Source organism: Magnetospirillum molischianum DSM 120 (assembly GCF_000294655.1).
GTDB classification, from domain to species: domain Bacteria; phylum Pseudomonadota; class Alphaproteobacteria; order Rhodospirillales; family Magnetospirillaceae; genus Phaeospirillum; species Phaeospirillum molischianum.
The window spans coordinates 1-14,522 of record NZ_CAHP01000014.1; the positions used below are offsets into that span (position 1 = coordinate 1).

Below are 14,522 nucleotides of genomic sequence, written 5' to 3' on the forward strand. Positions count from 1 at the left end.
GTGGGGGGGGGGAGGTGGCGGCGGCGGAGCCTTAGCCTTCTCGTCAACCTCGTCTTCGGACAATATCCTGCGAATGGAGGCAAGGATATCCTCCATCGATGGTTCTTGCTGGGCCTTATCTTCGCTCATGTCACGGCTATTCTATCTGCCTGCGCCCGTAATAGGGCCCCGTTTCGATCATGCCGCACTGCCGGGAACAAATCACCAAAATCCTGCGTCCGATCAGAATGATGGGATCGACCGTGAAGCGTTTCACAAATCTTACTCGGCCCCTTTGTCGGATCCGATGCCGGTCCCGATCCACTTTTCCCGCACGGATTGGTAGTGCTGAACGGGGTCGAAGGTCTGGACAGGAAGATTAAGCCCCTGCGCCGTCATTTCTCCAACCGCTGATTTCAGCTGATAGGCCGCCAGCAATTGATCGTGGACGGCACGAACCAACGAGACGCGGGCGTCGAACACTTCCTGTTCGGCATTCAGCACATCAAGAACGGTGCGTGATCCCACCTTGGATTCCTCGCGAACACCAGCCAGAGCCAGATCGGATGCCTTGATCTGCGCATTGTACGAAGTGACCTGAGCCTGAGCCGACTGAAGGCTCTCCCACGCCTTGCTCGCGGTCTCGATCGCGTCGCGGCGGGCCTGATCGGCCTCGATCCGGCGCTGTCCCGCCGTTTCCTTCGCAGCGCGCAGACGGGAATAGGTGCCTCCGCCCTCGTATAGCGGCACCGACAGGTTCAACAGCACTTCCTTGTTCGTCGATTCTGAATCGTAGCCCCCGATCCCCGTTGCCGCAGCGTCACGATACCAGGACACGTTCGCGTCAACGGAAACCTTGGGCAGCAATTCGCCAAATACCAGATCGACCCCGCTCTTGGCCGCGTCGAAGGTGCGGTCGGCGGCAACGACGTTGGGATTGTTGGCAAGGGCGGCAGCCGTCGCCTCGATCAGCCCACCCGGAAGGGGAGCGGGCAAGGCTGGCTGGGCGACCGAATCCGGCAGAGCACCAACATTATTCAGATAATTGGCACGAGAGCTCTTCAGGGTTCCTTCCGCCCCGATGCGATCGGCGACCGCCTTAGCCAGGCGGGCTTCGGCCTGACTGACATCGGTACGGGTGATCTCACCGACACGGAAGCGTTCCTGGGTTGCCTCAAGCTGGCGGCGTAACACCTGCTCGTTATTAATCGACAGGTTCAACACCTCCTCATCGCGAACAACGTTCAGATAGGCGTTCGTCGCGCTCAACAGCACCGTCTGCTCGGTTGCGATCAGGCGGGCCCGCTCGGCCAAAACCTGCGCTTCGGCCTGATCGGTCGCGGCAACGGTGCGTCCACCGCTATAGATCGGCTGGCTGATATTAAGACCGGCGGATTTTGGGCTACGGTTGGTGTCGTTCTTTGGAAGCGTGTTGAGATAATAAGCTCCCCGCCCGGCCGCTCCAGTCACCGTCACCGTCGGACGCCACCCAGACAAAGCCTGCGGCACACCTTCGTCGGTTGCCCGCAGTTTGGCCCGGTAAGCCGAAAGATTCGGGTTCGACTCGTAAGTCGCCGCCAGAACATCGTTGAGCGATGCGGCCAGAACCGGGCTGGAACCGGACATTGCCATCAGGGTCACCCCGGCCAGCAGACCGTATGCCTTTTTCATCACGACACCTTCTTTTCGGGGGACTGTCCGTCCGGTTCTACTGCGCCCAATCCACAACCGAGGAAGATTAGCGGGACACGCTATAAGATCAAGGTCAAATCCCGCTCAGAACCTGAAGACCGGCTTTGGCTCCAGTCCGGGAAGAAACGGCGTGGCGGCATCAAACGGCGTATCGCGACCCAAAACAGCCCCCATCCGCGTCAAGCGCGTTCCAGCCCCACCCCCTGGCCCATGGGCGACCACAGCGACCAAACGCCCTCCATCGGCCAATTGAGCCGCGATTCCCTCGGGGATTTCGGCAACCGCGCCCAGGAAAAGAATAACGTCGTAAGGTGCCTGGGCCGGATATCCGACCGACAGATCGCCGGTCATGACCGCAACATTATCGACCCCCTGCTCGGACAATGTCGCGGCGGCGGCAGCGGCAAGGGCGCCGTCACATTCAAGCGAGACCACGGTACTGGCCAGTTTCGACAGAACCGCACTGCCCCACCCTGTTGCATCGCCGATGGCCAGAACCACATCACTGCTCCTGATCGCGGCGGCCTGAAGCAATCGGGCCATCACCAACGGCTCGATCATCACCCGCCCCCGGCCCAACGGCAAATCCTCGTCGGCATAGGCATATCCGCGCATGCGGCGGGGCAGGAACAATTCGCGCGGAGTGGACGAGAGCGCCCGAAGCGTACCGGATTCCACGACATTGTTGGTGCGAATCTGGCTCTCGACCATATTGAAGCGGGCGGCGGCAAAATCCATCTCGACATGGCTCCTAAGATTAGATTGCGCCCTGTGGCGACGGTTTCCTTATAGGGCCACCGCAAAATGAAAACAATGTCGCCACAAAGCCGCTTGACCGGGGTGAAATCTCCGTTTATAAGCACCCACCTCACGTCGGCCCCTGGGCCGGTCGGACCGGTGGCCGGGTGGCAGAGTGGCTATGCAGCGGACTGCAAATCCGCGTACGTCGGTTCAATTCCGGCCTCGGCCTCCATCGTCCTTCGGGCGGGTTCGATGTGAAAATAGTTTTTCGGTTTCCCGTAACCGCAGGGAAATCGTTGATCCGGAGTAGCTCAGCGGTAGAGCAGCCGGCTGTTAACCGGCTGGTCGGGGGTTCGAATCCCTCCTCCGGAGCCAATAAAAACAAGGCCTTAGCTGGAAACAGCTAGGGCCTTGTTGCATTGTGGCTAGCGGAATGGCCGGGATCACATCGGCTCATCCCGCCGCCTTCTGGCCGATCGCCTGGGCCTGGGCCACCGACATAACCATCGTGCCGCCGCAGCGGGGCAGGAACGTTCAAATTCAGCGTGAATTTGCAATCAGGTCCCGCTTGCCACGGCAGTAAGACGGGTGATCAACCAACCTGAGCGTGACGTGGCAGTGGACGATCCAGGCGGTTCATTAGCTCGCCAAGCACGTCTTTGGCTGTGATCAACATGACTTCGGAAAAAACCTGCCCCAGATCACCAGCCCACAAATCGCACAAGCGGTCAGCCTCGACGAAGGCATGTTTCCCTGTGTCGGTGAGGATGTAAAGAGACGAGCGTTCATGGGACGGGTTATGGCAACGTTGCAGCAACCCTTCATCAATAAGCAGATTCAACTGCTTCTGCGTCCCTTGTCGAGTGATGCCCATGGCGGCGGCAATCTGCGGGGCGGTCAGTGGCCGGCCGGCCAGGGCCAGGGCCCCGAGCACCTGCCATCGCGCACTCGTGAGGCCGAGCTCCCCGACCAACCGGTCACCCTGCTCCAGCAGGCGTCCGTTCAGGCGGAATACCAACACCATGATGTCGGCCAGCAGCTTTTCTTTCGGTCGCGTCATCGTTTCCTCTCGGCGGTTCGTGGCTTCAGAAGGTCATAAATGACAGCCGACTGTCAAAACACATTGACAGCCGGCTGTCATTTATGACAACTGGTTGTCAATTGACGTTCCAAGCCTCAGTGGCGTGGGGTAAATCCTGTGCCCGAAGGAGATGCCAATGTTGAAGCGAATTCATGTCGCAGCCGGTGCCTTGGCTCTGTTGACACTGCTCTCGTTCTGGACATCGAGCGTGTGGGTGGAGTGCTTCCAGGACGAGGCATCGGTGGCAGCCGTCAAAGGCACCATCGTCAAAGGGTTGTTTGTTCTGGTCCCGGCCATGGCGGCAGCCGGCATAACCGGAGCCTCGCTGTCCAAGGGACGCGGAGGCATGCTGGTGGCGAGAAAAACCAGACGGATGAGAATCCTAGCCGCAATCGGCGCTCTCTTGATGATCCCGGCAGCCCTGTTCCTCAACTCCAAGGCCACGGCTGGCGAGATGGATGGACTGTTCTACCTAGTCCAGGCCCTTGAGCTGACAGCGGGGGCCTTGCAGATCCGTTTCATGATTTTGAATGTTCGCGACGGGCTGCGGATGAGCGGACATCTTGGTGGGGGGCTCAACCATGACTGAGACAGCGAGGATCGCCCATATGGTGGGCGCGATGGTTCTGGGACTGGGGCTCTTCGCCGTGTGGGTCTTTGACCTCGTGGGACGCCGCGCTGCCTCGTTGGATACGATCGCGGCAGCAGCCAAGCGGGTCGCCCTCCTCTACGACGCGGTGGTGGTTCCCGGCGCTTTGCTGATCATGGCGTCAGGCGGATGGACGATCGTCACGATCCACGGGAGCTCGTTCCTGGAGATTCCCTGGCTAGCCGGAATGGTGATCCTGTTCTCGCTCGAATTCGTGGAAGGCAACACGATCACGCGGTTGTTCTTCCTGCGGCTCCGGCGAACGACAGCGGCAGCGGCGGCGGATCCCCACGGTCAGATGCCTGACGTACAAAGAAGCTTTCTGCCGTCGTTCACCCACTTTCTGGACATACCGGTCTTCGTGCTGATCATGTCCCTGGGCATATTCAAACCAACCGAATGGTCGGTGCTTATCCTGGGCTGTGTGCTCGCGGTCGCGGTTGCCCTGGCCCAAACCATATACTTTATCCCGCGCCTAAACGGTCAGGATGGGCATTGATGTACAGGGCATTCAAGCGCCATGGCGTGAACCCCAGGGTTGGCGGGCTATTTTCGAGTATCTCTAGAAAATCATTGCATCTCGACCTGCGGCAAGCGCCTAATAGGCCATTGGGCATAGTGCGACACCAGCCTAAGGGAGACACAGAATATGTCCGTCAGCTCGATCCCAAGCGGCTCCGCCCCTCCTCCTTCGGCACCGCCCCAGCAGGCCAAGCCTGCGGCTCGCGATGGCGACAACGATAACGAGGCCACAGAATCTTCGGCGTCGAAATCCAGCGAAGCATCCGCCACCGCCTCGAATAATGCCAATCTTGGCCAGAACGTCGATATCAAAGCCTGAGATTGCTTGGTTCCAAGCATGTAGGTTTCGAAGCCGATCGTCGCTGCGACGGTCGGCTTTTTATTGCCGTGCCCTGACAAGGGACATATTGCGAACGCTTCGCAATATCATTATCCTATCATCTTCACTAGGCCGCTTGATGTGGAGAGAGGGATCAATGAACGTCACCGTGATTTTCGGCTCGGAATCCGGCACCACCAAAGCGATCGCCAAACGCATTGCCGCCGGATTGCAAGCCAAGCTGCTTGACATCACAGCGGCAAAGACCGCCGATTTCGAGCAATGCGACCTTCTGGTTCTTGGCTCGCCCACCTATGGGATTGGCGACCTTCAGACCGATTGGGAAGACCGGATCGGCACGTTGCGGAACGCGACCCTGACCGGCAAGCGCGTTGCCCTGTTCGGAACCGGCGATCAGGCGACCTATGCCGACAGCTTTGTTGACGCGATCGGGATTCTTCACGATATCGTCGTCGAAAAGGGCGCGGTGATCGTCGGCCACACCTCGATAGAAGGATACGATTACGTCGCCTCTCTGGCCGAACGCGATGGACGCTTTGTCGGGTTGGCGCTCGATGAGGACGGGCAATCGTCGAAAACCGAGAAGCGGATCGCGGCTTGGATCGACCAACTGGTCAAGTCGGAATCCTTGCCTATCACGGCGCTTTCCGCCTAGAGATGAACGTGGCTCGGTCTCCAGAGGGGGGCGGCCGCCCTCCCCTTCTGGAGATGAAAATGTCCTGGGTTGCCTTATTCTTCGCGGGTCTGTTTGAAATCGGCTGGGCCATCGGTCTGAAATATACCGATGGCTTCACCAAGTTGATGCCGTCGCTGGCGACCTTGGTCGCGATGACGGTCAGCATCGTCCTGTTGGCCCTGGCGCTGAAGACCCTCCCGCTCGGCACCGCCTATGCGATCTGGACTGGTATAGGCACCGTCGGCACCGCACTGCTTGGGATCGTGCTGTTCGGTGAGCCGAGCGATGCCCTGCGGCTGGGCTGTATCGGCCTGATCGTCGCGGGGATCGTCGGATTGAAACTTTTGTCATCACACTGAGGCAAGCGGGTCACGCTTGCGGCAAGCTGAGGGTGACGCGAAGCCCACCCTCAGCCCGGTTGGCAAGAGCGATATCACCACCATGGGCGCGCACGGCGGCCCGCGCCACCGCCAGCCCCAACCCCGTGCCGCCAGTATCGCGTGACCGCGAGGTTTCCAGGCGAACGAACGGTGCAAACACCCGCTCTCGCGAATCGGCGGGGATACCGGGGCCATCATCATCGATGGTCAGGCGGATTTCGCCGCCGCTTACCGCCAGACCAACTCCGGCCCGCCCGCCATATTTGACCGCATTATCCAGCAGATTGGCGATGGCGCGCTTCAACGCCACCGGCCGCGCCGCGATCACCAGACTGTCCGGGCCGTCATAGCTGCATGTGAGGCCCATATCCTCCATGTCTTCCAGCATTCCCTGAACCATTGCAGCGAGATCCAGCCGCTGGCCCGGTTCTCTGGCGGCATCGTCGCGGGCAAAAGCCAGAGTGGACGCGATCATCTGCTCCATCTCGGCCAGATCGGCCAACATCTTCCCTCGCTGCTCGTCATCCTCGATAAATTCAGCACGCAGGCGCAGACGGGTGATCGGAGTCTTCAAATCGTGGCTGATCGCCGCCAGCATCTGCGTCCGGTCCTGAACAAAGCGGACGATCCGATCCTGCATCACATTAAAGGCATGGGCGGCGCGGCGAACCTCGCGCGGGCCAGTCACCTCCATCGGCGGCGCCCCGACATCGACACCCAACCGCTCGGCGGCAGCGGCGAAAACAGCAAAGGGTAAGGTCGCCTTACGCACTGCGATCAACGCCGCCAGCGTCACCAGGACGAGACCAAGCAGCAGTGGCGCGACAAAGCGCGGCCGCCACAGGGAAACGCCGGGATCGAGCGGTGCCAGCACGTTCAGCCACGACCCATCAGCCAGACGAACCGAAATGCGCAGCGCCGGACCGATCATGTGGTGAGAGCGACCAAAGCCAGACGACCGCTGGGACTCAGACCTACGCGACGGCAAAGGCTCGGTTCCCGGTCCAAGAAGAGACGGGTCATCGCCGGGAGGAGGCGGAGGGGGGGGCCGATTGTCGTCACGGCTACGCCCGTTCCATCCGAACATGCCGGTGGCCGGGCCGCCGACCGGGCCGGGCCGGGCCGAGACACGAATCTCGCGCCCCTCCAGCCCAACTTTCAACGTGTCGCGGACAAAGGCGGCAAGGCCGAAAGATTCGTCGTTTTCCACGACCGGATGGGTGCCCCAGCCGACCCTGAAGCGGGGGGTGTCAAGCCGACGCAGCGTGCCGTGTCGCCGATCCGGCTCGGTCTGTTCCGCAATCGCGACCAGCCCGCCGACCCGTTCGGCGGCATTGCGTCCGCCAATCGCCTCCAGCGCTTCCTGACGCTGGCTTTCGAACAGCATCACCGCCGACGCCACCGACAACAGCAACGCCAGCACCAAAACCAAGGCGGTGCGTCCAAGAACGGTATCCGGCCAACGAAACAATCGCCGGATCGGATGGGTCATGCCCGATCGACCTGGGCGGTGAACAGATAGCCGCCCCCACGCACGGTCTTGATCAGTTGCGGGTCCTTGGCATCGTCGCCCAGACGGCGACGCAGGCGGCTGACCTGGATATCGATGCTGCGATCGAACGGCGCTGCGGCGCGGCCCCGAGCGAAATCGAGCAACTGATCGCGCGACAGGACGCGACGCGGATGCTCGACGAACACCTGCAACAGCCCGAACTCGCCCGCCGACAGACCAATCATCACGCCATCGGGCGACAGCAGATCGCGGGTGGCGAGATCGAGAACCCAGCCGTCAAAGCGCAGCCTGACCCCTTGCGGCGCGACGTCACCCTCGTCGCCGCCGCCCTGGACCCGACGCAGCACCGCTTTGATCCGGGCCAGTAATTCACGCGGATTGAACGGCTTGGCGACGTAATCGTCGGCTCCCATCTCCAGCCCGACGATGCGATCGGTTTCCTCGCCCATCGCAGTCAGCATCACGATCGGAATCGCCGAGCGGGCTTCGCGCAGGCGACGGGTCAAGACCAGACCGTCTTCGCCGGGCAGCATCAGATCGAGAACCACCAGATCGATCCGCCGCTCGTCGAGCAATCGCATCATCTCGGTGCCGTCGCGGGCGGTCGTGACGCGCAGCCCATGCCGGGCGAGAAAGCGCGCCAGCAAGTCGCGGATTTCGCGGTCGTCATCGACGACAAGAATGTGAGGTCCGGGTTCCATACCGTTTTATACCGCGCCGTCACGATGCAAGTCGGTTGGTTTTGGGTAACCGAAGGTAACAGCTACTCCGTCTCGGGAAATTTCGCCCAATCGGGGCGGGTCGCGGTCAACACCGCATCGCCGCAGGTCAACCCCTGCCCGCCCGAGGCCTTGAACGCCTCCAGCCGGATCAGAGCCAAACCGAGATCGCCAACGCTGGAGCGCATTTCTCCCGCCTCGACCTCGCCATGATGGATGATCGTCCCCGCCGCCGGGGCCGGCCCCGAAATGACGACCGGCATCAACCGCTTGCGGATCAGTCCGCGATAGCGGGTGCGCGCCGTCAGTTCCTGCCCCATGTAGCAGCCCTTTTCGAAATCAACCCCGGCCAGTTCCTCATAGCCATTTTCAAGCAGAAGGGCCTTTTCCGGCTCCATATCGCGGGCGCCGTCGGGAAGGCCGAGACCGATGCGGGCACGGTCCCACTCACCGAGATCTCCCGGCGTGAACCCGGCGGCGGCCAGGGCCGTCTCGCCGCCCTCGGGCAGCAACAGCCGCACCCCGGCGGCAGCCAGACGCGGATCGACCAGAGCGATTCCGCCTGCGAACGGAGCTGTGGACCCGGCGGGAGCGGCGACGCCCAGTCGGGCGGCAGCACCGTCGCCCCAAGCGGCATAAATCGATACGGTCGGATCAGGCTCGATCGTCACCTTGGCGCGCAACCGATGCATTGTCAGCTTGCGGATCAGGGCGTCGGCCCGATCCGCCTCGGTATCGATCAGAAAGGTTCCGTCCGCCGCCTGGGCCAGGAACAGATCGAACAGAAACTTGCCCTGGGGTGTCAGCATCGCGGCGAACAGGGCGCGGTCGAACGACAGCCGGGTAACGTCGTTGGAGATCAGCCCCTGAAGATAGGTACGGCGATCGTCGCCGCCGATCGCGATGATGGCGCGCCGTTCCAGACGCACGAACCGCAGTTCCCTCATGATGATCCCCTTCATCTCGTTCGGTTCAGAGGGTGGGACAAAGCGCCCGTGATGACAAGCCCGTTCGCCAGCCGTATAAGGATCGGACGATGCATATTACCCTGGTGGACCAGTCCATCCCCTTCGACGGCCTCAGCGCCGCAACCCGGCCGCTGGGCGGCGCGGAAAAGGCGTTCGCCGCGTTGGCCGTCGCGCTGGCCCGGCGTGGCCACACGGTACGGGCCTTTAACGCCACGCCCTACGGCACCGATATCGATGGGGTGCGATGGGATCCGTTGGACGCGCGCAAACCGCCGCGCACCGATGTCCTGATCGCGTTTCGTCAACCGGCGCTGCTTGATTTCATCCGACTGGCCGACCGGCGCGTGCTGTGGATCACCGGACCGGGACGGCTCTTAGAGCGCGCCCCGGCCCGTGCCGCCCTCGACAGCTTTGCGCCGTTGCTGCTGCTGACCTCCGAAGCCCAGACGGCCGGGTTCGAACGGCGCGGACGAACCGCCGGTCTCCTGCCCCCGGCCGTGGCCGAGTCCTACCGCAGCGCCGAGCCGAGTCCGGTCCAGCCGCCTTATGCTATCGTCACCGCCCATCCCGCGCATGGACTCGACGGTATTCTGGACCTGTGGCAAAGCCGCATCCATCCTGCCGCCCCCCAAGCCGAGTTGGTACTCTGTTCAACGATCCTGGCCCGCGCCGAAGCCGGAGACGAAGCCGAAGGAGCGTTGCGCCCCGTCATCGATCGTGCCCTGGCGGCACGGGATCAGGGCGTGCGGATCGTCCGGCCTCAAGCCGATCCCGGCATGGCGGCTTTGTTCGCCGGGGCCAGCGTGCATCTTCATCCCGGCCATGCGGACGACATGGGCTGCTTCACCCTGATGGAAAGCCAGGCCTGCGGCTGCCCGGCCGTGGTGCGGCCGCTGGGAGCGGCAGGCGAGCGGGTCGCCAACGGTGTCTCTGCCTATGTCGTGCCGGACGACGATTCGTTCGCCAATTTGGCGCTGCTGCTGTTGACCGACCGTGCTCTTCAGGGGGTGTTGAGCCGCGAGGCCAAGGGACTCTACCGGACCCGATCCTGGGATAACGCCGCCATGGTGCTGGAAGGCTGGATTTCGTGACCCGGTTGCTCCAGATGATGGCCGGAGCCCGTCACGGTGGGGCCGAAGCATTCTTCGAACGGCTGGCACCGGCATTGGCCCGCGCCGGACTCGCCCAACATCTGCTGATCCGCGCCGACGCCGAACGAGCAGCCCGGCTGCGCGCCGCCGGGCTGGAAGTGACCGAACTCGGTTTCGGTGGCGCTCTCGACCTGTTTACCCGCCGTCGCGCCGCCACCATCGCCAAAACATTCCGGCCCGACATCGCTTTGGCCTGGATGAACCGCGCCGCCCGCTTCCTGCCCAAAGGCGACATCGTTCGGGTCGGACGGCTGGGCGGCTATTACGACCTCAAATATTACCGCGCCTGCGACCATCTGGCTGGCAACACCCCCGATCTGTGCGCCTGGATTGCCAAACAGGGCTGGCCCGCCGACCGGGTTCATTACCTGCCCAATTTCGCCGCCGATCCCGGCCCCTCCCCGGAGCCGTTGCCGCGCCAGTCGTTCGACACCCCGCCCGAGGCAAAGCTGATCGTCGCGCTGGGGCGGCTGCATCCCAACAAAGGCTTCGACGTGCTGCTGCGCGCAGTGGCGCGGGTCGAAGGCGCGGTGCTGTGGCTGGCTGGAGAAGGGCCATTGCGGGCCGAGCTGACCGCCCAGGCCGAAACACTGGGGATCGCCTCGCGGGTCCGCTTCCTCGGCTGGCGCGACGACGGCCCCCGGCTGCTGGCAAGCGCCGATCTGTTCGTCTGCCCGTCGCGGCACGAACCGCTCGGGAATGTGGTGATCGAAGCCTGGGCCGCCGCCCGGCCGGTGATCGCCGCCGCATCGCAAGGGCCAAGTCAATTGATCCGAGACGGCATCGACGGTCTTCTGGTGCCGGTGGACGATGACGATGCGATGGCGGCGGGACTCGCCCGGCTGCTGGCCGATCCGGCCCTGGCCGCCACCCTGGCCAGCGCTGGCCGTGCCGCCTACGACGCCCACTTCACCGAGGCGGCGGTGGTGGCGCGCTATATCGAATTCTTCGAACGGGTAAAACGCTGATGTGCGGGATTGCCGGTCTTATGACGGCCGATGGAACCGCCCCGGCGGCGGACATCCTCGACCGGCTGGCCGAGGCGCTGGCCCATCGCGGCCCGGACGGACGCGGACGCCGGGTCACAGGCTCGGTCGGGCTGATCCAGAACCGGCTGTCGATCATCGATCTGAAGGGCGGACGTCAGCCGATCCTGGACGAATACGGTAACGCGATCGTCGCCAATGGCGAGATCTACAATTACCTCGAACTGAAAGCGGCAATGCCGGAGCAGCGCTTCGCGACTGGCTCGGATAGCGAACCGCCACTGCATCTACACCGGCAACGCGGCCTCGACTTCATTCACGCCCTGCGCGGAATGTACGCTCTGGCAATCCATGATGTCGCCGCCGACCGACTGATCCTGTCGCGCGACCCGTTCGGGATCAAGCCGCTGTATCTGGCCGAAGGGCCGTGGGGACTGGCCTTCGCCTCGGAACCCGCGGCGTTGATCGCGGCTGGTCTGGTCAAACCCCATGTGGAGCCCCAGGCACGGGCGGAACTGCTTCAGATGCAGTTCACCAGCGGAACCGACACGATCTTTACCGGCATCCGGCGCCTTGCGCCCGGTGAGACACTCGTGGTCGAGCGTGGACGGATCGTCGAATCCCGCCACCGCGCCGCGTTGCCTCCCGGCCCTCCGGTCAAGGGACAGCCCGAGACGCTGCTGGAGCGGCTTGATTGCCTGCTGACAGAGACGGTCGAACTGCATCAACGCTCCGATGTGCCCTATGGAATGTTCCTGTCGGGCGGGATCGATTCCTCGGTGGTGCTGGCGCTGATGGCCCGGTTGAATCCAACTGGTATTCTTGCCTTCACCGCCGGTTTTCCCGGCACCGGCGTCCATGACGAGCGCGCTCATGCTCGCGCTCTGGCGGAATCGGTCGGAGCCAGGCATGTCGAAGTCGAATTCACCGAGGCCGATTTCTGGGACTTGCTGCCGAAGATCGCCGCCTGCATGGACGATCCCGCCGCCGATTACGCCTGCCTGCCGACCTACAAGTTGGCCCGCGAGGCAGTGAAGGACGTCAAGGTGATCCTGTCCGGCGAAGGCGGAGACGAATTGTTCGCGGGCTATGGCCGCCATCGTCACGCCGCCCGCCCCTGGCCGTTCGCACGGGCGATGCGCCGCAACGGCAGCTTCGACCGACTGGACGTGCTGCGCGCGGGCCTCGGCGATGGCTGGCGCGACCGCTTCGCTGCCGTGCAACGGGCCGAATCCGGTCAAGACCGCACCCGCCTTCAGGCGGCGCAGGCGACCGATTGTGCCGACTGGCTGCCCCACGACCTGCTGACCAAGGCCGATCGTTGCCTGATGGCACACGGCATTGAGGGGCGAGTGCCGTTCCTCGACCCCGTACTGGCCGAGTTCGCCTTCCGTCTGCCCGACAGGATGAAGATCCGGGACGGGATGGGGAAATGGCTGCTGCGCCGTTGGCTCGACGGCGCTCTGCCCCAGGCCCGGCCGTTCGAAAAGAAACGCGGTTTTACCGTCCCGGTCGCCGAATGGATCGCCCGCCGTCCGGAAATCGGGCCGCTGGTGGCGCGCCAGCCCGGCATTGCCGAGATTTGCCGCCCCGGCGCGGTCGAAGCTCTTTTCGCCGGATGCGGCAAGAGCACCGGCTTCGCCTGCTGGACCCTGTTGTTCTACGCCCTGTGGCACCGCCGTCATATCTTGGGCCTTCCGGCCGATGGCGACGTGGCCGCATTGCTGGGCGATGGATTATGATGTCGCTTCGTTCCTCCCCCAGCCCCCGAGGCCGCCGATGACCGTTCTCTTCGATCTGATCCTGCGCCACGGCACCCTTGTCACACCGGGCGGCATCGTCCGCACCGATGTCGGCGTCCGCGACGGTCGTATCGCCGCGATCGGCGATCTGTTCGCCGCCACCGCGATCGAGGATGTCGATATGTCCGGGCTGACCGTGCTGCCCGGCGTGATCGACAGTCAGGTTCATTTCCGCGAACCGGGCGCGGAGCATAAGGAAGATTTGGAGAGCGGCACCGCCGCTGCCGCACTGGGCGGCGTTGTCGGCGTGTTCGAGATGCCCAACACCCGCCCCTCCACCACGACGGACGAAGCCATCGCCGACAAGCTGGCCCGCGCCCGAGGCCGCGCCTGGGTCGATCACGCCTTCTATCTGGGCGCGGCGGCGGACAATATCGCCCACCTCGCCGAATGGGAACGCCTGCCCGGTTGCGCTGGAATCAAGGTCTTCATGGGATCGAGTACCGGCAACCTGCTGGTCGAGGACGACGCGACCCTGGCCGCCGTGCTGAAGGCCGGAACCCGCCGTGTCGCGGTCCATTGCGAGGACGAAGCACGCTTGCGCCAGCGCCGCACCCTGGCCGAGGCCGAAGGTCATCCCCGCGCTCATCCGCACTGGCGGGATGCCGAAACCGCGCTGATTGCCACCCAGCGGCTAGTCAGACTGGCCGAGCAGGTCGGGCGACGGGTCCATGTCCTTCACGTCACCTCGGCCGAGGAAATGGCTTTTCTCGGTCAGCACAAGGATTGGGCGACGGTCGAGACGACGCCTCAACATCTGACCCTGGCCGCGCCGGAATGCTACGAACGTCTGGGCACCCTGGCTCAGATGAACCCGCCGATCCGCGATGCGCGCCATCGCGAGGCTTTGTGGACCGCGATCGCAGGCGGAATCGTTGATGTGCTGGGGTCGGATCACGCGCCGCACACCCTCGCCGAAAAGGACCAGCCCTACCCCGCCAGCCCATCGGGAATGACCGGAGTGCAGACCCTGGTGCCGATCATGCTCGATCATGTCGCCGAGGGGCGGCTGGGGCTGGAACGGCTGGTTGATCTGACCAGCGCCGGACCGGCCCGGATTTTCGGCATCGCCGGTAAGGGCCGGATCGCCATCGGTTACGATGCCGACTTTACCGTCGTCGATCTAAAGGCCGAACGGACCATCACCAACGATTGGATCGCCAGCCGGTGCGGTTGGACTCCATTCGACGGCAAACGGGTCACCGGCTGGCCAATCGCCACCATCCTGCGCGGCCGTACCGTGATGCGCGACGGCCAGTTGCTGGGCCAACCCGGCGGCGAGCCAATCCGCTTTCACGAAGCCCCGCCGTCACACGGCTGAGG

General features: G+C 63.5%; 15 protein-coding genes and 2 tRNA genes. 11 read left to right on the plus strand and 6 right to left on the minus strand.

The window, feature by feature from the left end:
• Positions 1-261: 261 nt before the first annotated feature.
• Positions 262-1,650, minus strand: a complete 1,389-nt coding sequence (locus tag PHAMO_RS04335) for a TolC family outer membrane protein (RefSeq protein WP_002726812.1) — start codon at positions 1,648-1,650, stop codon at positions 262-264.
• Between the two features lie 105 nt (positions 1,651-1,755).
• Positions 1,756-2,409: a protein-L-isoaspartate O-methyltransferase family protein gene (locus PHAMO_RS04340; RefSeq protein ID WP_002726813.1), complete on the minus strand. Its 654-nt coding sequence runs from the start codon at positions 2,407-2,409 to the stop codon at positions 1,756-1,758.
• 161 nt (positions 2,410-2,570) lie between these two features.
• Between PHAMO_RS04340 and PHAMO_RS04345 the strand changes: the two genes are divergently transcribed.
• Positions 2,571-2,644 (plus strand) — tRNA-Cys (locus tag PHAMO_RS04345).
• A gap of 68 nt (positions 2,645-2,712) precedes the next feature.
• Positions 2,713-2,787 (plus strand) — tRNA-Asn (locus PHAMO_RS04350).
• Between the two features lie 217 nt (positions 2,788-3,004).
• Here the strand turns inward: PHAMO_RS04350 and PHAMO_RS04355 are convergent.
• Positions 3,005-3,472: a MarR family winged helix-turn-helix transcriptional regulator gene (locus PHAMO_RS04355; RefSeq protein ID WP_002726815.1), complete on the minus strand. Its 468-nt coding sequence runs from the start codon at positions 3,470-3,472 to the stop codon at positions 3,005-3,007.
• A gap of 157 nt (positions 3,473-3,629) precedes the next feature.
• Between PHAMO_RS04355 and PHAMO_RS04360 the strand changes: the two genes are divergently transcribed.
• From PHAMO_RS04360 to sugE, 5 genes are all read left to right on the plus strand, one after another.
• Positions 3,630-4,082 carry a hypothetical protein gene (locus tag PHAMO_RS04360; protein WP_002726817.1) on the plus strand — a complete coding sequence of 151 codons (453 nt, stop codon included), beginning with the start codon at positions 3,630-3,632 and terminating at the stop codon, positions 4,080-4,082.
• Positions 4,075-4,641, plus strand: a complete 567-nt coding sequence (locus PHAMO_RS04365; protein WP_081504454.1) for a DUF2269 family protein — start codon at positions 4,075-4,077, stop codon at positions 4,639-4,641. The genes PHAMO_RS04360 and PHAMO_RS04365 overlap by 8 nt, the downstream gene beginning before the upstream one ends.
• Positions 4,642-4,791: 150 nt before the next feature.
• Positions 4,792-4,983, plus strand: coding sequence for a hypothetical protein (locus PHAMO_RS04370; protein ID WP_040566189.1), 192 nt, complete (start codon positions 4,792-4,794; stop codon positions 4,981-4,983).
• Positions 4,984-5,140: 157 nt separating this feature from the next.
• Positions 5,141-5,659 carry a flavodoxin FldA gene (fldA, locus tag PHAMO_RS04375; protein WP_002726824.1) on the plus strand — a complete coding sequence of 173 codons (519 nt, stop codon included), beginning with the start codon at positions 5,141-5,143 and terminating at the stop codon, positions 5,657-5,659.
• A gap of 59 nt (positions 5,660-5,718) precedes the next feature.
• The gene (gene sugE, locus PHAMO_RS04380; RefSeq protein ID WP_002726826.1) at positions 5,719-6,039 is read left to right on the plus strand and encodes a quaternary ammonium compound efflux SMR transporter SugE; all 321 of its coding nucleotides are present in this window, start codon (positions 5,719-5,721) and stop codon (positions 6,037-6,039) included.
• A gap of 10 nt (positions 6,040-6,049) precedes the next feature.
• On the opposite strand, the gene PHAMO_RS04385 is transcribed toward sugE, so the two are convergent.
• The 3 genes from PHAMO_RS04385 to ygfZ form a co-directional block, all read right to left on the minus strand.
• Complete coding sequence (locus tag PHAMO_RS04385; protein ID WP_002726828.1) at positions 6,050-7,552, minus strand: sensor histidine kinase; 1,503 nt, start codon at positions 7,550-7,552, stop codon at positions 6,050-6,052.
• Positions 7,549-8,274 (minus strand): response regulator, encoded by a 726-nt coding sequence (locus tag PHAMO_RS04390; RefSeq protein WP_002726830.1) that lies wholly within the window; start codon positions 8,272-8,274, stop codon positions 7,549-7,551. Before PHAMO_RS04390 ends, PHAMO_RS04385 begins: the two co-directional genes overlap by 4 nt.
• A 62-nt stretch (positions 8,275-8,336) precedes the next feature.
• Complete coding sequence (gene ygfZ, locus PHAMO_RS04395) at positions 8,337-9,239, minus strand: CAF17-like 4Fe-4S cluster assembly/insertion protein YgfZ (RefSeq protein WP_002726831.1); 903 nt, start codon at positions 9,237-9,239, stop codon at positions 8,337-8,339.
• An 89-nt stretch (positions 9,240-9,328) separates the two neighbouring features.
• Here ygfZ and PHAMO_RS04400 point away from each other — a divergent pair, with 89 nt between their 5' ends.
• From PHAMO_RS04400 to PHAMO_RS04415, 4 genes are read left to right on the plus strand one after another with little or no spacing between them, the layout of a single operon-like run.
• Positions 9,329-10,351: a glycosyltransferase gene (locus PHAMO_RS04400; protein WP_002726832.1), complete on the plus strand. Its 1,023-nt coding sequence runs from the start codon at positions 9,329-9,331 to the stop codon at positions 10,349-10,351.
• Positions 10,348-11,379: a glycosyltransferase gene (locus PHAMO_RS04405; protein ID WP_002726833.1), complete on the plus strand. Its 1,032-nt coding sequence runs from the start codon at positions 10,348-10,350 to the stop codon at positions 11,377-11,379. The genes PHAMO_RS04400 and PHAMO_RS04405 overlap by 4 nt, the downstream gene beginning before the upstream one ends.
• Positions 11,379-13,139 (plus strand): asparagine synthase (glutamine-hydrolyzing), encoded by a 1,761-nt coding sequence (gene asnB, locus PHAMO_RS04410; protein WP_002726834.1) that lies wholly within the window; start codon positions 11,379-11,381, stop codon positions 13,137-13,139. The genes PHAMO_RS04405 and asnB overlap by 1 nt, the downstream gene beginning before the upstream one ends.
• A gap of 37 nt (positions 13,140-13,176) precedes the next feature.
• Positions 13,177-14,520, plus strand: a complete 1,344-nt coding sequence (locus PHAMO_RS04415) for a dihydroorotase (protein ID WP_002726835.1) — start codon at positions 13,177-13,179, stop codon at positions 14,518-14,520.
• Positions 14,521-14,522 lie beyond the last annotated feature (2 nt).

What these genes read in the sequence shown, in the direction of transcription:
- fldA (WP_002726824.1), top strand. Translation starts at nt 5,141, where the DNA reads ATGAACGTCACCGTGATTTTCGGCTCGGAATCCGGCACCACCAAAGCG.
- PHAMO_RS04340 (WP_002726813.1), bottom strand. Translation starts at nt 2,409, where the DNA reads ATGGATTTTGCCGCCGCCCGCTTCAATATGGTCGAGAGCCAGATTCGC.
- PHAMO_RS04415 (WP_002726835.1), top strand. Translation starts at nt 13,177, where the DNA reads ATGACCGTTCTCTTCGATCTGATCCTGCGCCACGGCACCCTTGTCACA.
- PHAMO_RS04335 (WP_002726812.1), bottom strand. Translation starts at nt 1,650, where the DNA reads ATGAAAAAGGCATACGGTCTGCTGGCCGGGGTGACCCTGATGGCAATG.
- sugE (WP_002726826.1), top strand. Translation starts at nt 5,719, where the DNA reads ATGTCCTGGGTTGCCTTATTCTTCGCGGGTCTGTTTGAAATCGGCTGG.
- PHAMO_RS04390 (WP_002726830.1), bottom strand. Translation starts at nt 8,274, where the DNA reads ATGGAACCCGGACCTCACATTCTTGTCGTCGATGACGACCGCGAAATC.
- PHAMO_RS04385 (WP_002726828.1), bottom strand. Translation starts at nt 7,552, where the DNA reads ATGACCCATCCGATCCGGCGATTGTTTCGTTGGCCGGATACCGTTCTT.
- PHAMO_RS04365 (WP_081504454.1), top strand. Translation starts at nt 4,075, where the DNA reads ATGACTGAGACAGCGAGGATCGCCCATATGGTGGGCGCGATGGTTCTG.
- PHAMO_RS04355 (WP_002726815.1), bottom strand. Translation starts at nt 3,472, where the DNA reads ATGACGCGACCGAAAGAAAAGCTGCTGGCCGACATCATGGTGTTGGTA.
- PHAMO_RS04400 (WP_002726832.1), top strand. Translation starts at nt 9,329, where the DNA reads ATGCATATTACCCTGGTGGACCAGTCCATCCCCTTCGACGGCCTCAGC.
- ygfZ (WP_002726831.1), bottom strand. Translation starts at nt 9,239, where the DNA reads ATGAGGGAACTGCGGTTCGTGCGTCTGGAACGGCGCGCCATCATCGCG.
- PHAMO_RS04370 (WP_040566189.1), top strand. Translation starts at nt 4,792, where the DNA reads ATGTCCGTCAGCTCGATCCCAAGCGGCTCCGCCCCTCCTCCTTCGGCA.
- PHAMO_RS04360 (WP_002726817.1), top strand. Translation starts at nt 3,630, where the DNA reads ATGTTGAAGCGAATTCATGTCGCAGCCGGTGCCTTGGCTCTGTTGACA.
- asnB (WP_002726834.1), top strand. Translation starts at nt 11,379, where the DNA reads ATGTGCGGGATTGCCGGTCTTATGACGGCCGATGGAACCGCCCCGGCG.